Raw genomic sequence first — 21883 nt, 5'->3', positions numbered from 1 at the left:
AACATCTGTTTATTTCCCCAAAAGGAACAAGAATAGGCGTTTCTACGTTTTAAAATCTAAATTCATTCCCTATCTTTCATTCATGCACGCCTACGAATACATCAACAACCTGATTCCCCCACTGAAGCTTTCTGATAAGACAGGAATGGCATTGTCGTGGATGGAAGAAATCAGAACTGATGTACTTCCTGTTATAGACAAGGGGAATTTCCTGGGACTGATAAAGGAAGAGCAGATTTTCGAGCTAAACAACCCGGAAAGGTTGGTTGCAGACATAGAACTCGAGAATTCGGACTGCTGGGTGTTTTCGGACAAGCATATTTATGATGTACTGCGGGTGAGTTCAGAGCAAAACTCGAATATTGTAGCGGTTTTGGACAGAGAGTTAAACTACTTAGGCATAGTGACAATGGAGGATTCCATTGCTGCTTTTGCAGACAGTCTCTCAATCAAATCACAAGGAAGTGTGCTGATCCTTTCGCTTAGTATGACAGACTACAGTTTGGCAGAAATTTCCAGAATCATCGAATCTGAAAACACCAAAGTACTCAGCTCATTTATTACTACAGATCCTCTTGATGACAATAAGATCAAACTAACTTTGAAGTTGGATCAACCTGAACTCAGGCATATCAAGGCCACCCTGGAGCGGTTTGGTTATAAAATAATAGATCATTATCAGGAAGAAAGCGGAGTGAGTAGCGAGGAGGACAGAATCGGTAACTTGCTGAGATTTTTAGATATTTAGAACATGAAAGTCGCTCTTCATGGCTTGGCGCTGAAAGCAGAATTGTTTCCGGATGTTCAGTCACTATTCAACGAACTCACCAAACATCAATTCGAAATATTTGCCACCGAGCAATTTGACAGGCAATTGCGAATGCATCGCAATAAAGCGCTGAACTATTGGGTTCTGGAAAACAGGGAAGAAATGGCTTCTATGGATTTTGTCATATCCATAGGGGGAGACGGTACCTTGCTCGATGCGGTTTGCCAAGTGGGCGACCTCGAAGTCCCGATTCTGGGACTCAATACAGGAAGGCTTGGTTTTCTGGCTACGGTGGCTACGGAGAAAATATCCGAAGCTGTGGCAGACTTGGCCAACAATAATTACCAAGTAGAAACAAGGTCCCTAATCTCTGTTCTGAGTCAGCGCAAGCTTTTCAATGGACTGAATTTCGGATTAAATGAATTCACTATACACAAGCGTGACACATCATCGATGATCACTGTCCATACCTACATAGATGGAAAATACCTCAACAGCTATTGGGCAGATGGACTTATTGTCTCTACTCCCACCGGGAGTACGGGTTATTCACTGAGCTGCGGCGGGCCATTGATTTCTCCAGAGGCCAAAAGCCTGGTGATCACCCCCGTAAGCCCCCACAATCTAAACGTACGCCCCATCATTGTTTCGGATGAAAGCGAGATCAGTTTTGAAATAGAGGGACGGGCAGAAAAATTCTTAATATCTTTGGACTCTCGATCAACGTCAATTTCCTCGGAGGTGAAGCTTAGTGTGAAGAAAGAAAACTTTTCTGCAAAATTGGTAAAGTTGCCTCATTATCATTTCTTTGATACATTAAGACAAAAGCTCAACTGGGGTTTCGACATGAGAAACTGAACAAAAGCACCTAAGACTTTGCCAATTTGAGCTTAACAATTATTAACCCGCTAAATACTGTGATGCGTTTTTTAAACGTTAGGTACTTCATATCTTGCATCGTCTTGAAAAAGGTCAATTTTCAGATTTTCAACTACTTACTTTTGTGTTTACTGCTTTTCTTCGGAATTTCGGGAGAAATCCAAGCGCAAAAGTATGAGATAGGAGGGGGCTTAGGAGCTGCCGCCTATTCAGGCGATATAATCAGAAAAATAGATCCAGGCCAGTTAGGCCTTCAAGCTACGTTGTTTGGCAAGAGAAATTTTGACAATGTGTGGTCGCTAAGAGGAAGCGTGACCGGAGCATTTCTATATGGAGCAGATAGCATCAAGCCTATCGACAAAGTGGCACAGCTTAGAGATGCACGGTTTAGAGCCGGAGTATTGGAATTATCAGCGGTTATGGAATTTAATTTCCTAGACTACTTGGCCCCCAACTCCGAATTCCGATTTTCACCTTATGCATTCTTTGGTTTGGGCTACTCCTTAATTTTCGCAAAAGGGAATACGTTTCAATACAATGTTTCCTCAAAATATAATTTAGGGACTGTTGTTATTCCTTTCGGTGGAGGAATCAAATACCAACTGGATGAACGGTGGACATTGGCAGCTGAATTGGGTTTCAGGCCGACCTTTACAGACTACTTGGATAAAGTAGACAGTAAAGAGCCGTCGATCCCAAGGCATCAGGATCCAAACAACCCTGATGCGCCCTATGGAATTAACTATGGGAATGCCTATGACAAGGACTGGTACTACTTCCTAGGAGTTACGATTAGCTATACCCTGATGACTACCAAATGCTACGCATATTAATAAATCGAGCCCTTGGGCTAATATTCGGAAAAGAAATGGCATTTTTGTACCTCCAAAAAAACAAGAAACCAGAGACGGCTGGAATGAAGGAAGTATCTGACAACAATAACATCCCTAAGCATATTGCAATTATCATGGACGGCAACGGACGCTGGGCTACGAAAAAAGGTGCTATGCGGATATTTGGACACAAGAATGCCACGAAGGCAGTTCGGGAAGCCATTGAGGGCGCAGACAGTCTAGGCGTTAAATACCTTACTTTATTCTCGTTCTCAACAGAGAATTGGTCAAGGCCGAAAGCTGAAGTTGACGGACTAATGGAACTACTCGTGAAGACTATGTCGGATGAGATTCCCATGCTGATGAACGGCAACTTCAAATTGGAAAGTATAGGAGATGTGGAAAGCCTCCCTCCCTCAGCATATAATACACTGAAGAGAGTGAAGGAAATAACATCTAAAAATACCGGTCTCAAAGTGATCTTGGCATTAAGCTACAGCGGTCACTGGGAGCTCACTCAAGCAGCTAAGCACATTGCTCAAAAAGTCTCAGAAGGAAAATTGAACGTGGACGATATTACAGAAAAAGTAATGGCCGCGCATCTTGAAACAACCGACTATCCTGATCCAGAACTTATGGTCAGAACTAGCGGCGAATACAGGATTAGCAATTTTCTACTTTGGCAACTGGCCTATACGGAGATGTATTTCACCCCCGTATTATGGCCGGATTTTAGAAGAGAGCACCTCTTTGCTGCAGTTTCCGACTACCAATCACGGGAAAGGAGATTTGGCAAGACGGGTGAGCAAGTTAAATCTTAAGTAATTAATGAAAAAAAGTTTATTGATTCTGTTTTGTCTAGTTTGGGCAAGTTCAGCAATGGCGCAAATACGTTTGGGTCAAAGTCGCTATGCCGCAAGCAAGCCAATCGATATTTTGGAGCTGAATTACGCTAAGCCCCAAACCTATAGAATCGCAGAAATAAAAGCGGTGGGTCTTACTACGTTGGATGAAATCGCCATACTTTCCCTGTCGGGATTGAAGGTGGATGATAAAATCGAAGTGCCCGGAGATGCGATCTCCAATGCTCTGAAAAAATTATGGGGGCAAGGGATCATAGGAGATGTTAAAATCCTGGTGACCAAAATCGAGGGTGAAGATATTTCCCTGCTCTTGGATTTGACAGAGAGGCCAAGATTCTCCCGGGTGGAATTTACCGGAATGAACAAAACCCAGGAAGGGGAACTGCGCGACAAAGTAAATATCAGAGGGCGTGTGGTACGGGATGATGTGCTGAATAATGCCAAAAGAAATATCGAGAAATATTACTTGGACAAAGGATTCATGAATGCTGATGTGAAAATCAAGCAGGAAAGAGATACCACGTTACCCAATTCGGTCAAATTGATATTCGACGTAGAACAAAATTCAAAGGTCAAAATCAATGCCATTGAATTCTACGGCAACGAGGAACTCAACGACACCAAGCTTAAGAAGAAGCTTAAAAAAACCAAAGAGCATGCCAGAGTAAGCGTATTCAAGGACGTCTACTCCAGATTAACCGATGCAACAGCTGAAGATGTCAAAAACACAATCCTGTACACTGACTCAGCATCGAATGAAGACCTGCAATACTACATCAACAGGAATTTCAAACTGAACTTCTTCAACGGCTCCAAGTACATTCCAAAAGAATACAGGAATGACAAAGACAATGTGATTAACTTCTACCAAAGTAGAGGGTTCCGTGATGCAAAAATCGTTGCCGACTCCGTCTACAACTTTGCTCAGGATAAAATCAACATAGATATAGCACTGGAGGAAGGACGAAAGTACTATTACAGAAACATCACCTTCAGTGGAAACTATATACACCCTGACGAAGTCTTGCAAGCTTTGCTTGGCATTGAAAAAGGGGATGTATATGACAGAGAAAAGCTTGGCAAAAGACTAAACTACGATCCTGCAAAGGGTGATGATGTCAGTTCTTTGTATCAGAATAACGGTTACCTTTTCTTTGACATTGATCCTGTGGAAGTAAATGTGGCAGGAGATTCCATTGACTTGGAGATGAGGATATTTGAAGGCCCGCAAGTGACCGTAAACAGTGTCAATATCAAGGGAAACGAACGGACTTCAGACCACGTAGTTATGCGTGAAATCCGTATCCTTCCCGGGCAAAAATTCAACCGGGAACTTCTGGTACGGACAATCCGTGAACTTTCCACGTTGGGCTATTTCGACCCAGAAAAAATTGAGCCTGATTTGAGACCAAACTTTGAGGCCGCTACGGTAGATATCACTTTCAATCTAGAAGAAAGACCAAACGATCAGATCGAACTGTCAGGAGGTTGGGGTGGATTCTATGGTTTCGTAGGAACAGTAGGGCTTTCCTTCAACAACTTCTCGATCAAAAACATCAAGGATTTCTCCAAGTGGGATCCGCTGCCTGTGGGAGATGGACAGAAGCTTTCGCTAAGAGTACAGGCTAACGGCCGTTCCTTCCAGAACTATTCCGTATCTTTAACAGAGCCTTGGTTTGGTGGCAAAAAGCCAAATGCATTGAGTTTCTCGTTTAACCATTCTGTACAGCGTCAGGTGGATTTCTACAATCAGGCGAGTTTCGGAGATGAATTGGGATTCTTCAAAATCACAGGTTTAACTTTAGGCCTTGCCAAGCGTGTAACCTGGCCGGATGACAACTTTAGCATCAGTAACTCTCTTCAGTTTCAGATCTATGAATTTGATCGCTTTGGCACTTCATTTGGGCTAAGCTATCCTACAGGAACTTCAAACAGCCTTACCTGGAATACAACGATTGCCAGATACAATATTGACAATCCCACCTATCCAAGACGGGGTTCCAATATTATTTTATCCACAGCTTTCACTCCTCCCTATACCTCTTTAAACAAAAATATTGATTCAGAGTCTAGTGATCAAGACAAGTATAAGTGGCTGGAATACCACAAGTGGATGTTTGATGCATCTGTCTATACACCACTGTTTGGCTCTAACAAATTGGTAGCCAGTGCTAGGGCACACATGGGCTTTCTGGGTTCTTATGGCTCTAAACTAGGGCTTATTCCTCTGGAAAGATTTGTGTTGGGTGGTGACGGTATGACTATGAATAACTTTGCCTTGGGTCAGGAGATCATCGGTTTGCGTGGATATGAAAATCAATCCATTACACCAGGAGCTGCTACAAGAGGTCAAGAAGGCGCAGATCCTTATGGTGGGGTTGTCTATAATAAATATGTAATGGAAGTGAGGTACCTTGTATCACCAAATCCATCGGCGACAATCTTTCTACTGGGTTTTGCTGAAGCGGGTAACAACTGGGGCTCTTACAGCGACTTCAATCCTTATGATCTGAAAAAATCAGCAGGTATGGGGGCAAGGATTTTTATGCCTGCATTTGGTCTACTGGGAATTGACTGGGGTTATGGATTTGACGCTGTCCCCGGCTCCACACAGCGAAGTGGCTCACAATTCCACTTTACCATAGGGCAGCAGATAAGATAACTATGGATATGGCGCGGGGAATGGTTAATTTATGCAAAAATTAACATACGATGAATGTTGAAAAATCAACCCAATCTTAACTTCCCTAATTCATGAATAAATCACTGAAAATTGTATTTTTGCTACTCTTTGCGCTTCAATTGAGGCCTTTGATGGCTCAGAAGATCGGTTACATTGATTCAGAATATATTCTCAACAAGCATCCCGATTACAAAATCATACAGCAAGAGCTGGAAAACATCAGTGCTGAATGGAAGAAAGAGGCACAAAATTTGGATAAAAAGATCAAAGATCTTACTGTTCAGTTGAAGGCAGAGGAAGTACTTCTTACAGAAGAAATGTACCAGCAACGGCTGGAAGCAATTAAGTTGAAACAAAAAGAATCCCAAGAATTCAATAGCAGAATTTTTGGAATAGAGGGGCAATACTTCCAAAAACAAGCGGAATTGATGCAACCTCTGCAATCCAAGATCTATGATGCGATTGAAATTGTGACTCGAAGAAACAACCTGGGTATGCTATTTGATAAAGCAGCAGAACCATCAGCAATTATCTATACAGACCCCCGGCACGATTATTCGGAGTTTGTCTTGGAAGAATTGGGAATAGAAGAAAACAAATAAATAGAAACACAGAAATGATGAAAGTTAAAGTTATCCTTTCCGCAATAGCCTTGCTTTGCGTAGGATTCGCAGCTCAGGCGCAAGAAGTTAAGATTGGTTATACCAATGTGGAATTTATCATGGATTTGATGCCCGAGATGGAGCAGATAGCTGCCGACATTAAGGATTATGAAACACAGCTTCAGACTACCTTACAAATAAAAGGCGAGGACTTCCAGCGTCAGGTTCAAACGTTTGAGCAGGCATCCCAGACCATGACTGAAGAAGCGAGAGCAGCTAAGGTACAAGAATTGACGGCTCTTAGAGATAATCTTCAAAAAATGGAATCTGATACACAAATCAGCTATCAAAGGAAATTGGGAGAACTTCTTTCGCCGGTTCAGACTAAGGTGGTGAATGCCATCAATGCTGTAGCAGCAGAGAATAACTACACACATATCTTTGCTGAATCAGCCGGTCAGGCACCTATCTTACTTTACACCAAGGAAGAAGATAAATTCACTGAGCTGGTATTGGCAAAGCTGGGTTTAGAGATGCCGGCTGCGCCTGCAGGAAATTAATTAACCTCATAAATAAGAAAGCCGCTAGTTCACTATGATGGAATTAGCGGCTTTTTTTTCTCCCTTTACCGCCGAATACACAGAGGGTGGCACGGAAGTCGCAGTTTTTTTTTAATGACTTGGTTAAGAGGATCCCCCCTTTTAAAACAGGCACCGAACTCCTTATACTGACAATTCTACTTTCATTTGTTAGCCAGCTACTCCAGAAGCTGGATCTAGTTCGAACTTTCATCCGGAGTAGATACTTTATACTGTTAGGTTTTCTATTTTCAGTACCATGCCTAGGCGTAACCCCAAAGATGTAATCGTTAAAAGCCAAGAGGCTATCTTGGTGGATTTCCATGCAGACTGGTGTGGCCCCTGTCAGACGATGGATCCCATTATTGATGAGGTACTCAGGGAATTGGGGGGCAAAATCAAGTTACTAAAAATCAATATTGACAAAAGCCCTCAGCTTGCCCAACAATTTGCCGTACGTTCCATTCCCAATTACATCCTTTTCAAAAAAGGTAAAATTCTCTGGAGAAAAGGCGGTTTGATTACCAAGCGGGATCTGATGCATGGATTGAAAGGGTTTATTTAGAAACCATAAGATAGAAAGAGTTGACTTCTTTTTTAGAAACAGCTCTTTATGAAGTTAAAAGCACTGTAAATTAATATGATTATCCGCAATGATGCCAGTAGCATTATTTTCCTTGGTTTACTTACTGGAAGGTCCCTGCCCTGACGTCAGGCGGGGATGACGGGTGCCCCGACACAGCGAGACAGGCCCAAGTCACCTCAATGCTAAAGTTTACCCAATCCTATATCGCTTTTGTTTCTTTACTGGCAGAAAAGCGAATAGACATAAAATTAAATGTCCTAGAGGTTAGCAGGGACAGCCCTGCGTATTATCCTTTTATTAACTTTTTCTGATGGCGAATTCCAGTATCATGTCATCAAGTAAATTAGAGCTAAAAATAGCAAAAATGGAATTTAGCCCTTATAATTTCTTAAGTGTCCACAATCCCGAAGCTATAGGAAATTATGTGAACACAGTAGAATTTGAAAAGGGAGAGCTACTTTATCAGCCACCCCAGCGAATTACTCCAATCTACGAGATAGTAAAAGGAGTGGTGAAAATAGGCACCTATTCACCTATGGGAATGGAAGTTTGTTATGATATTCTCAGACCAGGTGAGTTCTTCGGGAACCTTAGATACTTGAATGGACAGTTTTCTGAATTTGCCAAATCCCTTTCCTCTATGATTGTCCGTGAATACGACAGTGAATTCTTTAAACGAATCACTGTATTTGAGCCTGAAATTTCGGAGTGGTTTAATATACAGGTAGTAAAAAGATGGAGCAGGGCAGAAGATAGATTGTGTGCTGTAAGAAGTCTCGATGCAGCAGCCAAAGTCAGGAGAATTTTACTTGATTTTCAAAACCATCTTGAAGATGCCTCGGGCAGATTAATCAATCTGCAGAAAATCATAACCCTACAGGATATTGCAGATCTCACCGGTCTCACCCGACAGACAGTAAGCAGAGTTCTAAAGGAAGAAGTGCTAGTGTAAGATTTTGTGGCTTACATCTCCCTTCGTTCTCTTTCACGGCAATCACAAAAAAACAGCACGGTGAATCTTGGGCGCACCCAAGATTCACCGTGCCATGACTTGTTATTTCGAGCATATTACTTTTTAATCCCTGGGTAAAGTGTACTTTCAGGTAGTTCTATAGATAGATTCAGTAGGTATTTCACCACAGCCGCTACATCTACCAATCCCATTTCCTGTATTTCAACATTTTCCCGGATTCCTGCTCCCCAAGCGATAAATCCCGTCTCTATTTCATCGAAATCAGGAAAATATCCGTGCGTTCCTCCCTTGGCCGCTTTCAGCACATCTCCGCTTGTAGCACCTGAAAAAGAAATCCCCTGAATAGGTGCCAATGCCAGAACGGCATTTGGGTCTGCACCGATTTTGTCCAATCCTTCACGATCTACTACTCTAAAGAGTCTTTTGATGTTTTCCGGCAGGTCAGCAAGTAGCTGATGCACTTTAGCTACTGTTTCTTGATCGTCTTTGTTCTTCAAGTGCAGAAAAGCCGAAGCTCCGCTGGTGTGAAACGCTGCCTTCCACTCTCCCCTATCATCTTTGGCTTCCATTAGTCCGGCATTGACCAACCAGATGTTTGGACTTAATGAGCTGTGTATATTTACAAAACCGTGGTCACCTGTGACGATAAAGGTGGTTTTATCTAATATCCCTGCTCTTTCTGCTGCTTCCAATATCTTGCCTATTGCTCTATCTGTGGCTGCAATAGACTTATAAACCATCGGCCCATCCCTTCCTTCACTATGCTGAAAATGATCTGTGGCAATTAAGTGCAAGGTAATCAGATTAGGCTTGTACGTCTCCAATACATAACCTGCCATATCACCGATGCGGTCTTCGCGGTTCAGATAGTCGCCGTTAAAAGTTTTTTCATTTAATTTTCCAAGGACATTGCGTTCCATTTCAGCCATCAATCCTTTTGGCGTCTCCATCTCACGCATGGGTTCTATCCTTCCATACCCCTCTAAGCTCCAATATTCAGGAATATTGTAGTCAATCGGCGCATTGACAGAAACCGGCCAAAGAAAACTTGCACTGCTCATTCCATCCTTGCGAACCGCATCCCATAGCGTAGGCACCTGAATCAGTTCGTATTCCCAATACCATCTTCCAGTCTGACCCTCAGGTTCGAAGGGAGCATTGTAATATATACCATGCTTGCCCGGTGTATGGCCTGTAATCACAGTAGTATGTGAAGGGTAAGTCACTGAAGGAAAAACTCCTGTGACCCCCAGTGATCTGGCACCTTCTTCAGCCATGGTTTTCAAGTTTGGTGCAGGCCATTTTTCTTCTAGATAAAAATCCGGTCTGAAGCCATCAATTGATATAAGCACCACATGCTCTGCAGGCTTTGAAGTTTGGGCTGTAGCCAGAAACTGACACGCTAAGATGAGCAAGAGGATAAGTGGGAAATCTATCCTTTTTGATAAAGTTGATTTATTCATATTTTCTGATTTTGTAGAAATAGCCCGCTAGCCTTGTAGTACAGCGGGCTATTGGGTGTTTTAGAAAAAGATTTTACCTGAAATCTGCATTTGGAAAGGAGTTCCTCCGGGAGCGGTCACTCCTACATTGGGATTCACTTCATATACATATGCTTTCTTTTCCGAGTCGAAATTCCTAATGGTCAATAAGTTTTGGTTGCCCAAAGTTTCGGTGGTTCCCCATTCTTTGTTCAACAGGTTGGCCACATTGAAAATATCCAGACCAACTTCCACTCCTGACTTTCGCCCTCCCGTAAAGTAAATTTTCTTGGCAGCACGTAGATCCCAATTACCGAAGTACCCATTTTCCCCTCCATTTCTTACGGCTACTTTCCCGAGGCTTTCCCGGATATAATCCTTCGCCAAATTATCCGGATTGGCCAGTACACTATTCATTCCCTCCACTATAGTCTCCGATAATCCCGAAGTAGATGGGTCAAATACAAAAGCAAGGTCATTGGAGTTGACAAAATCACCGTTTACGTTTCCGTTTACGCGTAGGGAATAACGTGTCCCGCCGATGCCGGAATAGCGGACACCCACCGTAAATCCTTTGAAAGTAGGCAGTGTACCATAAACAACGATTTTGGTTCTATACTGACCATTGGAATAGCTCATTGTCGATAAGTCCCTAGGATCATCTACTACCATCTGGCTAAGAGTAGCACTGTTTGCCACATTACCATTATAGGACGTATTGTCTTTACTGTCATTCCAAGTGTAGCTTGCAGTAATCTGTCCATCTTTGAAATAGCGATAAGTGCCATCCACTACTAGCGTGTAGGTATTGTTTTTCCCTTCACTGTTCAATTCCAATACACGACCAATCCGATCTGTTTTTCTTCCCTGAGTCCAGTCAGCATTACCATTTGACGTACTGATAGTTTCGGCAGGCACATATACCCCCCGGTTTCCTTCTTCCTCAAGCCGGAAGTAAGGTAGATCCGCCATGTTTCTATCCACATACATGTAGTTATTTCTGGCAATAGATGCAATGAAATTCACCCCTAAGCGCAATCGGTTATTGAAAACCCTATTGTACATCACATTCCCTTTATAAACTGTTGGAACCTTTAGGTCTTCGCTGTTCATATTGATGGTGGTCACAGTGGTGATCCCAGGCTGATTTAGCAAATCCACTCCGGGGGCCGTACCGGGATCATTTCTATACGACACAAAATCAGGCGTTGGGACATTTTCTCCTGTAATATCCACAGCAAAGATCTTCGTACCGTCAAATTGCAGGTTGTTGACATCCGAATAGTTGTTCAGTGCCGAACCAAAGACACCTGCTCCAAATCTTAAGATATCCTGTTGTTTTTCATTTATGTCCCAGGTAAACTGGAATCTTGGCTGGATCTGAAATCCTCCGGTTTTGACATCAGTTCTTAGTCCTAGCTCATCAAAAACAGTCTGATTGAAAGTAGGACTGTTTTTGTAGGTAGTGTAATCGCCTCTCAAGCCGACGATCAAGTTCATCCCCCTTCCCAGATCCGTATCAGCCTGAGCATAAATACCGCCACCAAAGATGCTTTGCTCCACAGTGGGATCTTCAGTTGCTACCTCACGGGCATACCTGTAAGGCTGCAGATTTTCAAAAGCATCCAGTCCGGTAAAATAAAACCTTCCATTAAATTCACTTGTAGCCAGTGAGTTTAGATTATTCAGAAGCAAGTCCGCTCCAAATGTATAGTTTGTCTTCCCTTTGTTAAAGTATAGGTTGTTGACAAGCTGGTAGACATTTGATTCAAATCGCTCAGGAAGATAACGCTGTCCTCCGAGCTGAATAGTGGTGTTTACATTTCTTCCATCAACAATTGATTCTACCCGCTGCACTATTGCTCTGGGTATATTGCTACTTGGTAATTGCCCGTTTGGCCTGCCATCATCCAAGGTATATAGGTATTGAAGTTTCAACTCATTTGTCAGCCTGTCATTTATTTCAGTTCTCAGGGAAGCCATCAAGCTATTTGCTGTAGAAAGGTGATCCCCGTAGACTTCATACAAGTTGACAGAACTGTTGTCTGACACCCCCTGACTATTCAGATCCCTGGAAAAATTGTTCCGGATAGTGAGCAAGTTGGCTTTGTTGATTTGGTAATCCAGTCGGGCAAATGCCGTGTGTGAATATCTTTTTTTATTGAAACTTCCGGTTTGCGGGGATTCCGCCACGCCATATTCGTCACGCGCTATCTGAAGGTATCGGTCCAATGATTCTTGGGAGAGATTGTATCGATTCTCATCCTCAGCAGTCCGGATATCGGCAATGTATAGCGGACGTGCATCCCGCTGACCATCATATGCAAGGAAAAAATGAAGCTTGTCCTTGATGATAGGCCCTCCCAAAGTAAAACCATACTGTTGGATTGAGAACTCGTCCTCTCTTTCATTTCCACGGGTATCATACTTGCTTGCAAGCCAATCAGCCCTATTAAAGAGAAAAGCAGACCCCTGTACTGTATTTGTACCGGTTTTGGTCACGGCACTTATGATACCCCCACCACTTCGCCCATTCGTCACATCATAATCATTGGTGACTACTTCAAATTCCCTGATGGCCTCCATGGAAATTGAGAAAGGGCCCCGGTTGGTAGAGCCGCTGGAAAGCGGGCTTCTGTTGGTCATCCCGTCAATGGTGTAGTTGGTAGATGAATACAGCTGCCCCAGAAGATTACTCCCATTGGAAACAGGCGACAAATCCACCAGAGAGTTGAAATTTCTTCCGTTCACAGGCAAAGTCGCCATATCCTTGGCCGTCACGGCGGTGGAGCTTCCAAACCTATTGATGCTATTGCTTAGTGAATTGGCAACTACACTTACTTCATTCAGGGATTGTGCTTCTTCACTCAGCTTTATATCAAGTCTGATATGTTCTCCCTGGCTGATTGCATATCCTGTGAATACTTTGGTGCCAAATCCCAAATAGGTACATGTCACTGAGTAGTCCGTGCCCAGAGGAAGTTGATTTACGATATAGTTTCCGGTCAGATTGGTAACTGCAGATGAGGTGAATCCTGTCAGTTCGTTTTTAATTAAAAGTGCGGCACCGATTAAGGGCTCACCACTTGTATCAGTTACTCTTCCCGAAATTGACGCATTGGTAGCCTGGGAATAACCTTGGGTGCTGAGTCCCAAAATCAGGAGCAGGAGAACTATTCCTGCTGATAAACGGGTAAAACTTTTTGAACTCATAGTATTTGGATAATGGTTTAATTTTATCCAAAACTAGATTTCAGCACCTGCATGAAATGTTAATATTTAACATCCGGAGAAGCGGTAACATAAAAATAAAGCAGGAAATATTGAGCTAATATTGGATACAGAGATGCTGGAGGTTAAAGGTTAACCTGTAGTGCAGGGAGAATTTAAATTGATTTGTCTCTAAAATTCTGTAGAAACAAAGCAATGCCGTAGGCATGGTGGATTAGTAGCCTAGGGTTTCATTTCAACCTAGGTTGAATAAGAAAACAAGCCCATTACCTCCTGCCTACAAATCCGGTGGGAAGCGAGAGCTAATGCAGGAGAATGGAAACCCTATAAAACTGACTACCGGTTCATCTTCTCCCTGTGGAAGAGCCAGCCGGAAATTCCCGTAGGGAAGAAGGAATAGGCAATCAATCCTGAAATAGGGTTGGTGATAAAGTTCTCAAAGGACCTACGCTTTGAGTGTTCTGTCTGGCAGATGTTTTTGAGTTCGTTCCCGAAGCAAGTTCGGGGCAGGCTGTTGACAGTCTCTATAACTGACCTTTTCTGGGCAGGATTTTATCCTTGCGTTCCATTAGCACTTTCTTCATCTTGTTGCAGATGCCGGTAATCAAATGAAGTCCGTCCGGAAACAACACTTGTGTTAATTGGCTTGAAATATAGCCCTCGTCTGCGTAGCGTTTTCCTTTTAAGGCTTTGATAAACGACTTGTTTTTCAAAGCCTCCCTCTCGTCAGTATTGCCTGGGGTAATGACGAGGTTGAGCAACTCTCTGTAAGTGATCACTTTATGTAGCTTAAAACCAAAGAAATACCCCATGGTGGACTTACCTACTTGCCCCAAGCCTTCAACTACTTTGTCCCTTTTTATGCGTTTGTTTTTGCATACGCATATCAGGAATCAACAGCGGATATACATATAAATTTAAGCGCGTAACTCACCCTACAATTTAAAGCTTGTCGGGGAGCAAATGTCTGTTAAAATGTAAGCTCGCTACTTCTTCCCTTTCGGCCTTAAAGGCCTACATTCTACATCTGCAACGAAGTAATTTGGATGGGTTTCTAATGTTTGGACAATCGTCTGAGCCACATCTTGGGGACGCATCATATGTTCATTGGCATTGGAACCTTCAATCTCATCGAAGAAATTGGTTTGGGTGGACCCTGGATAAATCGTAGAAACTTTAATCCCAAAATCACGAAGCTCCATATACATAGAATGGGAAATCCCGCGTACCGCATGCTTTGTCCCTACATACCCGGCAAAATTAGCCACTCCATTCAGTCCTGCGATAGATGCAACATTCAAAATATGGCCTTCATCAGCGGCTTTCATAGCCGGAACCAGTCTCTTACTCACGTAGAAAATCCCGTGTACATTGGTGTCAAACATTGCTTTCCAATCTTGGGAGGACATTTCTTCGAATTTGCCCGCAATTCCAAACCCCGCATTATTGACAAGTATTCTGATATCAGTTCCCAGTTTGCCCGTCGTTTCCAGAAATGCTTTCTCCACCGAATCTTCATCAGCAACATCACAGACGAAAAAATGGAAGTTTTCATGCTCAAAATCCGGAGCATTCCTCCCCCATCCTGCAACGACCGTTCCTTTTTCAAGTAACAATTTGACGACTTCCAGTCCTATTCCTTTACTGACACCGGTGACTACTGCCAGTTGATTATCGAGTTGCATAGCTTCTTGCTTGTTAGTTTTACTGTACAAAAGTTTTTTAGCCGAAATAGTTCTTTTATAAAAAGAGTTTGCTTCCAAATCCCTCCAAAAAGCTTGAGCATTGGCACATTTTTATAAATTTGGATTACATAATATAAACCACCGACTATGAAAAAACTTTTATTCCCCCTACTGCTGTGCCCCATGATCATGGGCACCGGAAATCTTTCAGCCCAAACAGAACTCCACAAGGCTATCGACACCAAGGCAAATTCCATTGAATCCAAAGTGATTGAATGGCGACGGGATATCCACATGCATCCTGAACTGGGAAACCAAGAGTTTCGTACGGCAAAGAAAGTCGCAGATCATCTGCGCTCCCTTGGCATAGAAGTCACCGAGCAGGTAGCGGTGACCGGTGTAATTGGTGTGTTGAAGGGCGGAAAACCCGGGCCGACCGTAGCACTCAGAGCTGATATGGATGCACTTCCTGTGACAGAGCGGAATGATTTGCCGTTCAAATCTGTAAATACTGCTACCTACAACGGTCAAGAAACAGGGGTAATGCACGCCTGTGGTCACGATTCACATGTAGCTATCCTCATGGGGGCGGCCGAAGTTCTCGCCGGGATGAAAGATGACTTGGAAGGAACTGTGAAATTTATTTTCCAACCGGCCGAAGAAGGAGTCTATGATGCAGAGATAGCAGGGGCGGAACTTATGGTGAAAGAAGGCATTATGGAGGATGTGGACGCTGTTTTTGGCTTGCATATCAATTCCCAAACAGAAGTAGGGAAGATTGGCTACAGATCCGGTCCCGTAATGGCAGCTGTGGATAACCTGGAAATAACCGTAAAAGGCGTACAAGCCCATGGTGCGTATCCGTGGTCGAGTGTGGATCCGATTGTGGCTAGTTCGCAAATCATCATGGGACTGCAAACTATTCTCTCTAGAAGTGTAAATGTCACGCAAAATCCTGCCGTGGTGACTATAGGAGCCATACATGGAGGAATCCGCCACAACATTATACCTGAAGAAGTCAAGTTGATCGGTACCGTGCGAACTTTTGGAGATGAGCAGCAGGAATTAGTACACAAGCGCATCACGGAGATCGTGACCAATATTGCCGAAAGTGCCGGAGCTACAGTAGATCTGAAGATCGAGAAACTATATCCATCCACTGTAAACCATCCCGATCTGACAAAAGAAATGCTGCCATCATTGGAAGCCGCAGCGGGCGCAGAAAACCTTATCTATCTCAACCCAGTGACTGGAGCAGAAGATTTCAGCTTTTTCCAGCGGGAAAAACCCGGTGTGTTCATTTTTCTCGGGGGAATGAAAAAAGGCGGTGACCCACTCACCACTCCTTCCCATCACACACCGGGCTTCTACATAGACGAAGGTGGGTTTGTACTTGGAATGCGAACCTTGAGCTACTTTGTGGTGGATTATATGGAACATAATAAGTAGCGAGTAGATAGATAGAAGTAGCTAGAAATTAAAAAACCCGATTCGTAATGAATCGGGTTTTTGCAATACTTATTGTTCCGGTTTAGGCTTACTTCCCCTTATTCTTCTGGTGCTTTGTCTTCAGTTGATTTCTATTGGTTTTGGCCTTGGAGTTTTTATTTCCACGCTTTTTCTCTTTCTCTTGCTGCTCTAAATGAGGATTTGGCTTTTTATGCTCCTTTTTCTCATGAAAAGCTCCCTTATAATCAGGATTGTCCCGTTGTAGCAGGCGATCAAGCTCACGCGCATAAGCTTGCTTTTCTTCATAAGGAGTAGCAGTCACATCCACCTCACCGGGTATTTCCGCCTCTTCTACTTTCATCCGGATGATCTCTTCGATCTTTTCGAAATGATAGGTTTCCGCAGGATTGACAAAACTGATTGCCTTGCCTTCTTGCTCCGCCCTACCCGTTCTACCTATCCTATGTACATAGTCCTCATAGATCAAAGGCACATCGAAGTTGATCACATGAGATACCATAGTCACATCCAATCCTCTGGATGCAACATCGGTGGCTACCAAAATACGTACATCCCCGCCTTTGAAATCCTCAATAGAATTAATACGGGTATTTTGTCCCTTATTCGCGTGAATCACACGCACCTCACCATAGCTACGATGACTTAGAAAGGCAAACACCTCTTCCGCATTTTTTCTTGATCGGGTAAAAATTATGGCTCTACTGAATTCCTCATTCTTAAATAAATGAGCCAGTAGACTCAGTTTCGTTTTGATATTTGGCACCAAATACTTCACCTGCCCGATCGTCTCAGCCGTGGTGGCTTGTGGAGTTACTTCCACCCGCTCCGGAAACTCCAGAAACTCTGCTGCAAATCTGTCTATACGCTCACCAAAAGTTGCGGAGAACAGCAAGTTTTGCCTCTTGATAGGGATGATTTCTAAAATAGATCTGATCTGTGGCATAAAGCCCATATCCATCATTTTGTCCGCTTCATCCAAAACCAAGGTTTTGATTTCCTTGGTCAATATTTTCCCTTTCCTATAGATATCAAGAAATCTTCCGGGTGTAGAAACGATAATATCAACTCCTTTTTCCAAAATTTCAATCTGAGTCTTTGGCCCCAAACCACCGTAGAGCGCCACCATTCTCAGATCGGTATGAGTTGCCATCTGCAGCACTACCTCTTCTATCTGCATCACCAGTTCACGAGTGGGCGCCAAAATCACAGCTCTGGCGTGGTCACCTTGCGCATATTTCACCTTCATTAGAAGCGGCAGTACATAGGCAGCAGTCTTCCCTGTGCCTGTCTGAGCAATTCCCAGCACATCGTGTCCGGCAAGCGCAAGTGGGATCGCCTTTTCCTGAATAGGCGTAGGATGAGTGTAACCCGCATCCGCCACTGCATTCAATAGCTGTCTATTTAGCTTAAATGCTTCAAAAGTTGAGGCCTCATTGCTCATGATTCGTTAATTTTGGTTGAACTAGTAAAATCCTAAAAGGAGTAAAGATGAAAAGTATTCTGATCACCGGTGCAAATATAGTCAATGAAGGCCGGATAAGTCCGGGCGATGTGTTGGTAGAAAATGGAAGAATCTCAAAATTAGGAGAAGATCTCAGTATGGAGAAGGCTGACATTCATATCGACGCTAAGGGAAAACATCTTTTCCCCGGAGTAATTGATGATCAGGTACATTTCAGAGAGCCTGGACTCACCCATAAAGCCGAGATATATACAGAAGCAAAAGCCGGGGTCGCTGGCGGTACCACATCCTATATGGAAATGCCTAACACAGTACCTCAAGCAACAACTGTGGAGCTCTTGGAACAAAAATATTCCAGAGCTTCTGAGGTTTCTTTGGCCAACTATTCTTTCTTCATGGGGGCTACAAACAGCAATCTGGACGAGATTATGAAAGTTGATTTCGATGAAGTATGCGGACTAAAGATTTTTCAGGGATCTTCCACAGGAAACATGGTAGTAGACAACATCGAATCCTTAGAAGAAATATTTAAACAGTGCAAAGCCATCATCGCCATCCACAGCGAAAATGACAACATCATCAAAGCGAATCTCGATGAGTTCAAATCTATCTATGGTGATCATATTCCTGTAAAATTCCATCCGAAAATCAGATCCGAAGAAGCCTGCTACGATGCATCCAGCCGAGCTGTGGCCATGGCAAAAAAACATGGCGCACGTCTTCATATTCTTCATATCAGTACGGCAAAAGAACTGGAACTTTTCACCAATACCATTCCGCTGGAAGAGAAAAAAGTAACTGCTGAAGCCTGCATCCACCACATGTGGTTTGCCGAGGAGGATTATGACACCAAAGGAAATCTTATCAAATGGAACCCTGCTGTAAAAACAGCTAAAGACAGGGAAGCAATTTTCAATGCAATGCTGGACGGCACCATCGATGTAGTCGCCACAGATCATGCCCCACATACGCTGGAGGAAAAAGACCAGGTTTACACCAAAGCCCCTTCCGGCGGGCCGCTTAATCAGCATAGTTTAGTCGCCATGCTTGACTTCTATCATCAGGGCAAAATCAGTTTGGAGAAAATTGCATTGAAAATGAGTCATAATGTAGCCATACTATTTAACATTAAGGACAGGGGATTTATCCGAGCCGGCTATTATGCAGATTTGGTATTGGTGGATCTAAATAATCCATGGAAAGTCTCCAAGGAAAATATTTTATCCAAATGTGGCTGGTCTCCTTTCGAGGGCCATGTCTTTAAGTCAAAAGTCACACACACAGTCGTTTCTGGACATCTAGCGTACGAAAACGGAGCATTCCACGAAGACAAGAAAGGTAAGCGCCTAAATTTTTCAAGAAAAATTTAGAAATCATCTTGCGCCAATTCAGCATAATTATTACTTTTGCAGACCATTTGGAAGAAACCTATCCAGATGACTAAATGGTGATTGTAGCTCAGCTGGTTAGAGCGCTGGTTTGTGGATCCAGAGGTCGCCGGTTCGAACCCGGTCTTTCACCCATCATCAGCCCCTCAATTCGAGGGGCTTTCTTATTTATAAAAGCCTCTATTGGCACAGCATTTGATAAAACCTGCCAGAACTAAACCAACTTCAGATGTTTACTTTGTTCAAAACTTCGCCAAAATTCCCTCAAGTGAAACCTATCAATATAAGGATGGCAAAAAACTACTTGATGAAATTTGAAGAATCGCTTAGAAATTTCGAAGAAATCCAAAAAGAAGCGATTCATTCCTGATTATTTCTACAAAATCAAAAGGTTATGGAAACATAACCTTTATTTTTTTCCATTTCATTTTTCTTGTCGGCGCAAAACTCTATTTTTAACGACATAGAATTTTTCCCGCATGAGTTATATCCATTTCGATAAAACACAACTAATCAATCTGAATTATTCTCTTGAAAGAGAGATCATCAGAACCAACCGTTCGGGTGCCTACACCAGCACTTCGATCATTTGTTGTAATACCCGCAAATACCATGGACTGCTGGTGGTCCCTCAACCACAAATTGACTCCCAAAGCCACGTCATGCTGTCTACCGTCCACGAAACGGTAATCCAACGTGGGGCAAGTTTTAATTTGGGCATCAGCAAATTCCCGGGTAATTATTCTCCAAGAGGGCATAAATATCTTGAAGATTTTGATTCTGAGCCCATTCCAAAATTAACATACCGTGTAGGAGGGGTTCTTTTGCAAAAAGAATTGATCTTGGATACCAACAGAGATCGTCTGATGATTAGATACACCTTATTAGACGCACACTCTCCTACTAAAATAAGGGTTCAGCCGTTCTTGGCATTCAGAGGGTATCACGACCTTTCTAAGGCAAATAACTATATAAACAAGAAATACAAAAAAGCTCCTAATGGAGCAGTCTTTCATCTTTACGAAGCTTACGACCCACTTTACCTGCAAGTCTCAAAAAAAGCAGATTTTGTACCTGCCCCTGATTGGTACTATAAGATTGAATACATCTTAGAGCGAGAGCGGGGATATGATTATCAGGAAGATTTGTACGTTCCCGGATATTTCGAATTTGACATTGAAAAGGGCGAGTCTGTCATATTTTCGGCAGGATTGACAGAAGCAGATCCGAAAACACGCCAAAGTGCCTTCGAGAAAGAGATCGCAAGAAGAATTCCCAGAAGCAATTTTGTGAACTGTCTCAAAAACTCAGCAGGACAATTTTTAAGGAAGCGTGACGGTGACACTAGAGTTATCGCAGGGTATCCATGGTTTGGCTGGTGGGGAAGAGACACTTTTGTAGCAGCTCCCGGCCTTACGCTTACCATGGGAGATTCCAAAACATTTCTCGACATCATGGACACTATGTCCAGGGATCTGAAAGGACCTCTATTCCCTAATGTCGGGAGTGGTGTGACCACCAATATGAATTCAATAGATGCCCCGCTTTGGTACTTCTGGGCGCTGCAACAATACATCATATATACCGGAGACAGCAAAACCATCAAAGAGCGATACCTCGAAAAAATGAAAGGGATCATCGATGGCTATCTCGAGGGGACAGCCTTCAACATCCATATTTTGGAGAATGGGCTGGTGTATGGCGGAGAAGACGGAAAAGCCCTTACCTGGATGGATGCGGTGACGCCTGACGGCCCCGTCACCCAGCGTAAAGGATGCCCTGTGGAAATACAGGCACTTTGGTATAATGCGTTATGCTTTTACCATGAGCTGACAGGCGATGAAGATGCCATAAAACATGCTTCAAAAATCAAAGAAACATTTGAGGCAGTGTTTTGGTCAGATGAATATGGCCATCTGGCAGATTACGTAGATGGTGAAGAGAAAAATTGGGCAATACGGCCAAACATGATTTTTGCGACTTCGTTACCATACGTAATGCTCAGCGACGACAAATGCGACCAGGTACTAGAGACTGCAAAATCAAAACTTCTAACTCCCCGTGGAATGCGCTCACTTTCCCCTGATGAACCCGGATATAAAGGCTACTATTTCGGAGATCAAATCAGCAGAGATGAAGCCTATCACAACGGTACTGTATGGGTTTGGCCATTGGGGCATTTTGTAGAAGGCTATATTAAACTCCATGGTAAGTCCGGAGAGAATTTTATCCAAAAAATCGTAAAGGGTTTTGACGGAGTAATGACACAATATGGAGTGGGGGCAGTGGCGGAAATATACGATGGAGATCCTCCCCATCGTCCTAAAGGAGCCATTTCTCAGGCTTGGAGTGTATCAGAATTGCTTAGAATGATGGATTTGGTCAAGAAGATATAAAAGA

Annotated in this window: 17 protein-coding genes and 1 tRNA gene; 13 read left to right on the top strand and 5 right to left on the bottom strand. The window is 43.2% G+C overall.

The features are described from left to right. Positions 1-82: 82 nt before the first annotated feature. The 9 genes from ID165_RS24465 to ID165_RS24425 all read left to right on the top strand — a co-directional run bounded on the left by ID165_RS24465 (position 83) and on the right by ID165_RS24425 (position 8745). Positions 83-748 carry a CBS domain-containing protein gene (locus ID165_RS24465; protein WP_192348007.1) on the top strand — a complete coding sequence of 222 codons (666 nt, stop codon included), beginning with the start codon at positions 83-85 and terminating at the stop codon, positions 746-748. 3 nt (positions 749-751) lie between these two features. Then, positions 752-1627 carry an NAD kinase gene (locus ID165_RS24460; protein WP_192348006.1) on the top strand — a complete coding sequence of 292 codons (876 nt, stop codon included), beginning with the start codon at positions 752-754 and terminating at the stop codon, positions 1625-1627. Positions 1628-1731: 104 nt separating this feature from the next. Further along, complete coding sequence (locus ID165_RS24455) at positions 1732-2481, top strand: DUF6089 family protein (RefSeq protein ID WP_192348005.1); 750 nt, start codon at positions 1732-1734, stop codon at positions 2479-2481. Between the two features lie 35 nt (positions 2482-2516). Further along, positions 2517-3302 carry an isoprenyl transferase gene (locus tag ID165_RS24450; protein ID WP_192348004.1) on the top strand — a complete coding sequence of 262 codons (786 nt, stop codon included), beginning with the start codon at positions 2517-2519 and terminating at the stop codon, positions 3300-3302. Positions 3303-3309: 7 nt separating this feature from the next. After that, a complete protein-coding gene (locus ID165_RS24445; protein WP_192348003.1) occupies positions 3310-6006 on the top strand; it encodes an outer membrane protein assembly factor in 2697 nt (898 codons plus the stop codon). A gap of 92 nt (positions 6007-6098) precedes the next feature. Continuing rightward, positions 6099-6629 (top strand): OmpH family outer membrane protein, encoded by a 531-nt coding sequence (locus ID165_RS24440; protein WP_192348002.1) that lies wholly within the window; start codon positions 6099-6101, stop codon positions 6627-6629. A gap of 14 nt (positions 6630-6643) precedes the next feature. Then, complete coding sequence (locus tag ID165_RS24435) at positions 6644-7189, top strand: OmpH family outer membrane protein (RefSeq protein WP_192348001.1); 546 nt, start codon at positions 6644-6646, stop codon at positions 7187-7189. Positions 7190-7466: 277 nt separating this feature from the next. Continuing rightward, positions 7467-7772: a co-chaperone YbbN gene (locus ID165_RS24430; protein WP_192348000.1), complete on the top strand. Its 306-nt coding sequence runs from the start codon at positions 7467-7469 to the stop codon at positions 7770-7772. Between the two features lie 349 nt (positions 7773-8121). After that, complete coding sequence (locus ID165_RS24425) at positions 8122-8745, top strand: Crp/Fnr family transcriptional regulator (protein ID WP_192347999.1); 624 nt, start codon at positions 8122-8124, stop codon at positions 8743-8745. Between the two features lie 116 nt (positions 8746-8861). Here ID165_RS24425 and ID165_RS24420 read toward each other — a convergent pair whose 3' ends face one another. The 4 genes from ID165_RS24420 to ID165_RS24405 form a co-directional block, all read right to left on the bottom strand. Beyond that, complete coding sequence (locus ID165_RS24420; RefSeq protein ID WP_192347998.1) at positions 8862-10229, bottom strand: alkaline phosphatase family protein; 1368 nt, start codon at positions 10227-10229, stop codon at positions 8862-8864. Between the two features lie 60 nt (positions 10230-10289). Continuing rightward, positions 10290-13460: a TonB-dependent receptor gene (locus tag ID165_RS24415; RefSeq protein ID WP_192347997.1), complete on the bottom strand. Its 3171-nt coding sequence runs from the start codon at positions 13458-13460 to the stop codon at positions 10290-10292. A gap of 542 nt (positions 13461-14002) precedes the next feature. Further along, a complete protein-coding gene (locus ID165_RS24410) occupies positions 14003-14314 on the bottom strand; it encodes a transposase (protein ID WP_255505093.1) in 312 nt (103 codons plus the stop codon). A 150-nt stretch (positions 14315-14464) separates the two neighbouring features. Continuing rightward, positions 14465-15193 carry an SDR family oxidoreductase gene (locus tag ID165_RS24405; RefSeq protein ID WP_370539717.1) on the bottom strand — a complete coding sequence of 243 codons (729 nt, stop codon included), beginning with the start codon at positions 15191-15193 and terminating at the stop codon, positions 14465-14467. A 117-nt stretch (positions 15194-15310) separates the two neighbouring features. Between ID165_RS24405 and ID165_RS24400 the strand changes: the two genes are divergently transcribed. Next, positions 15311-16612, top strand: coding sequence for an amidohydrolase (locus ID165_RS24400; protein WP_192347996.1), 1302 nt, complete (start codon positions 15311-15313; stop codon positions 16610-16612). A gap of 88 nt (positions 16613-16700) precedes the next feature. Here the strand turns inward: ID165_RS24400 and ID165_RS24395 are convergent, their stop codons facing one another. Further along, positions 16701-18074 (bottom strand): DEAD/DEAH box helicase, encoded by a 1374-nt coding sequence (locus ID165_RS24395; RefSeq protein WP_192347995.1) that lies wholly within the window; start codon positions 18072-18074, stop codon positions 16701-16703. Positions 18075-18121: 47 nt separating this feature from the next. Here ID165_RS24395 and ID165_RS24390 point away from each other — a divergent pair, with 47 nt between their 5' ends. From ID165_RS24390 to ID165_RS24380, 3 genes are all read left to right on the top strand, one after another. Further along, entirely contained in the window at positions 18122-19465 is a 1344-nt protein-coding gene (locus ID165_RS24390) for a dihydroorotase (protein ID WP_192347994.1), read from the top strand. A gap of 76 nt (positions 19466-19541) precedes the next feature. Further along, positions 19542-19617: transfer RNA gene (locus tag ID165_RS24385), tRNA-His, on the top strand. A 345-nt stretch (positions 19618-19962) separates the two neighbouring features. Continuing rightward, positions 19963-21879, top strand: coding sequence for an amylo-alpha-1,6-glucosidase (locus tag ID165_RS24380; protein WP_192347993.1), 1917 nt, complete (start codon positions 19963-19965; stop codon positions 21877-21879). Positions 21880-21883: the final 4 nt, after the last annotated feature.

Origin of the sequence: Algoriphagus sp. Y33 (assembly GCF_014838715.1) — a bacterium.
Taxonomy (GTDB): Bacteria; Bacteroidota; Bacteroidia; order Cytophagales; family Cyclobacteriaceae; genus Algoriphagus.
Note: the sequence above shows the minus strand (reverse complement) of the source record. Positions and strands in the feature narration are given on the sequence as shown.

Coding starts and splice junctions, on each gene's coding strand:
- ID165_RS24465 (WP_192348007.1), top strand. CDS start 83: ATGCACGCCTACGAATACATCAACAACCTGATTCCCCCACTGAAGCTT.
- ID165_RS24460 (WP_192348006.1), top strand. CDS start 752: ATGAAAGTCGCTCTTCATGGCTTGGCGCTGAAAGCAGAATTGTTTCCG.
- ID165_RS24450 (WP_192348004.1), top strand. CDS start 2,517: ATGGCATTTTTGTACCTCCAAAAAAACAAGAAACCAGAGACGGCTGGA.
- ID165_RS24445 (WP_192348003.1), top strand. CDS start 3,310: ATGAAAAAAAGTTTATTGATTCTGTTTTGTCTAGTTTGGGCAAGTTCA.
- ID165_RS24440 (WP_192348002.1), top strand. CDS start 6,099: ATGAATAAATCACTGAAAATTGTATTTTTGCTACTCTTTGCGCTTCAA.
- ID165_RS24435 (WP_192348001.1), top strand. CDS start 6,644: ATGATGAAAGTTAAAGTTATCCTTTCCGCAATAGCCTTGCTTTGCGTA.
- ID165_RS24430 (WP_192348000.1), top strand. CDS start 7,467: ATGCCTAGGCGTAACCCCAAAGATGTAATCGTTAAAAGCCAAGAGGCT.
- ID165_RS24425 (WP_192347999.1), top strand. CDS start 8,122: ATGTCATCAAGTAAATTAGAGCTAAAAATAGCAAAAATGGAATTTAGC.
- ID165_RS24420 (WP_192347998.1), bottom strand. CDS start 10,229: ATGAATAAATCAACTTTATCAAAAAGGATAGATTTCCCACTTATCCTC.
- ID165_RS24415 (WP_192347997.1), bottom strand. CDS start 13,460: ATGAGTTCAAAAAGTTTTACCCGTTTATCAGCAGGAATAGTTCTCCTG.
- ID165_RS24400 (WP_192347996.1), top strand. CDS start 15,311: ATGAAAAAACTTTTATTCCCCCTACTGCTGTGCCCCATGATCATGGGC.
- ID165_RS24395 (WP_192347995.1), bottom strand. CDS start 18,074: ATGAGCAATGAGGCCTCAACTTTTGAAGCATTTAAGCTAAATAGACAG.
- ID165_RS24390 (WP_192347994.1), top strand. CDS start 18,122: ATGAAAAGTATTCTGATCACCGGTGCAAATATAGTCAATGAAGGCCGG.
- ID165_RS24380 (WP_192347993.1), top strand. CDS start 19,963: ATGAGTTATATCCATTTCGATAAAACACAACTAATCAATCTGAATTAT.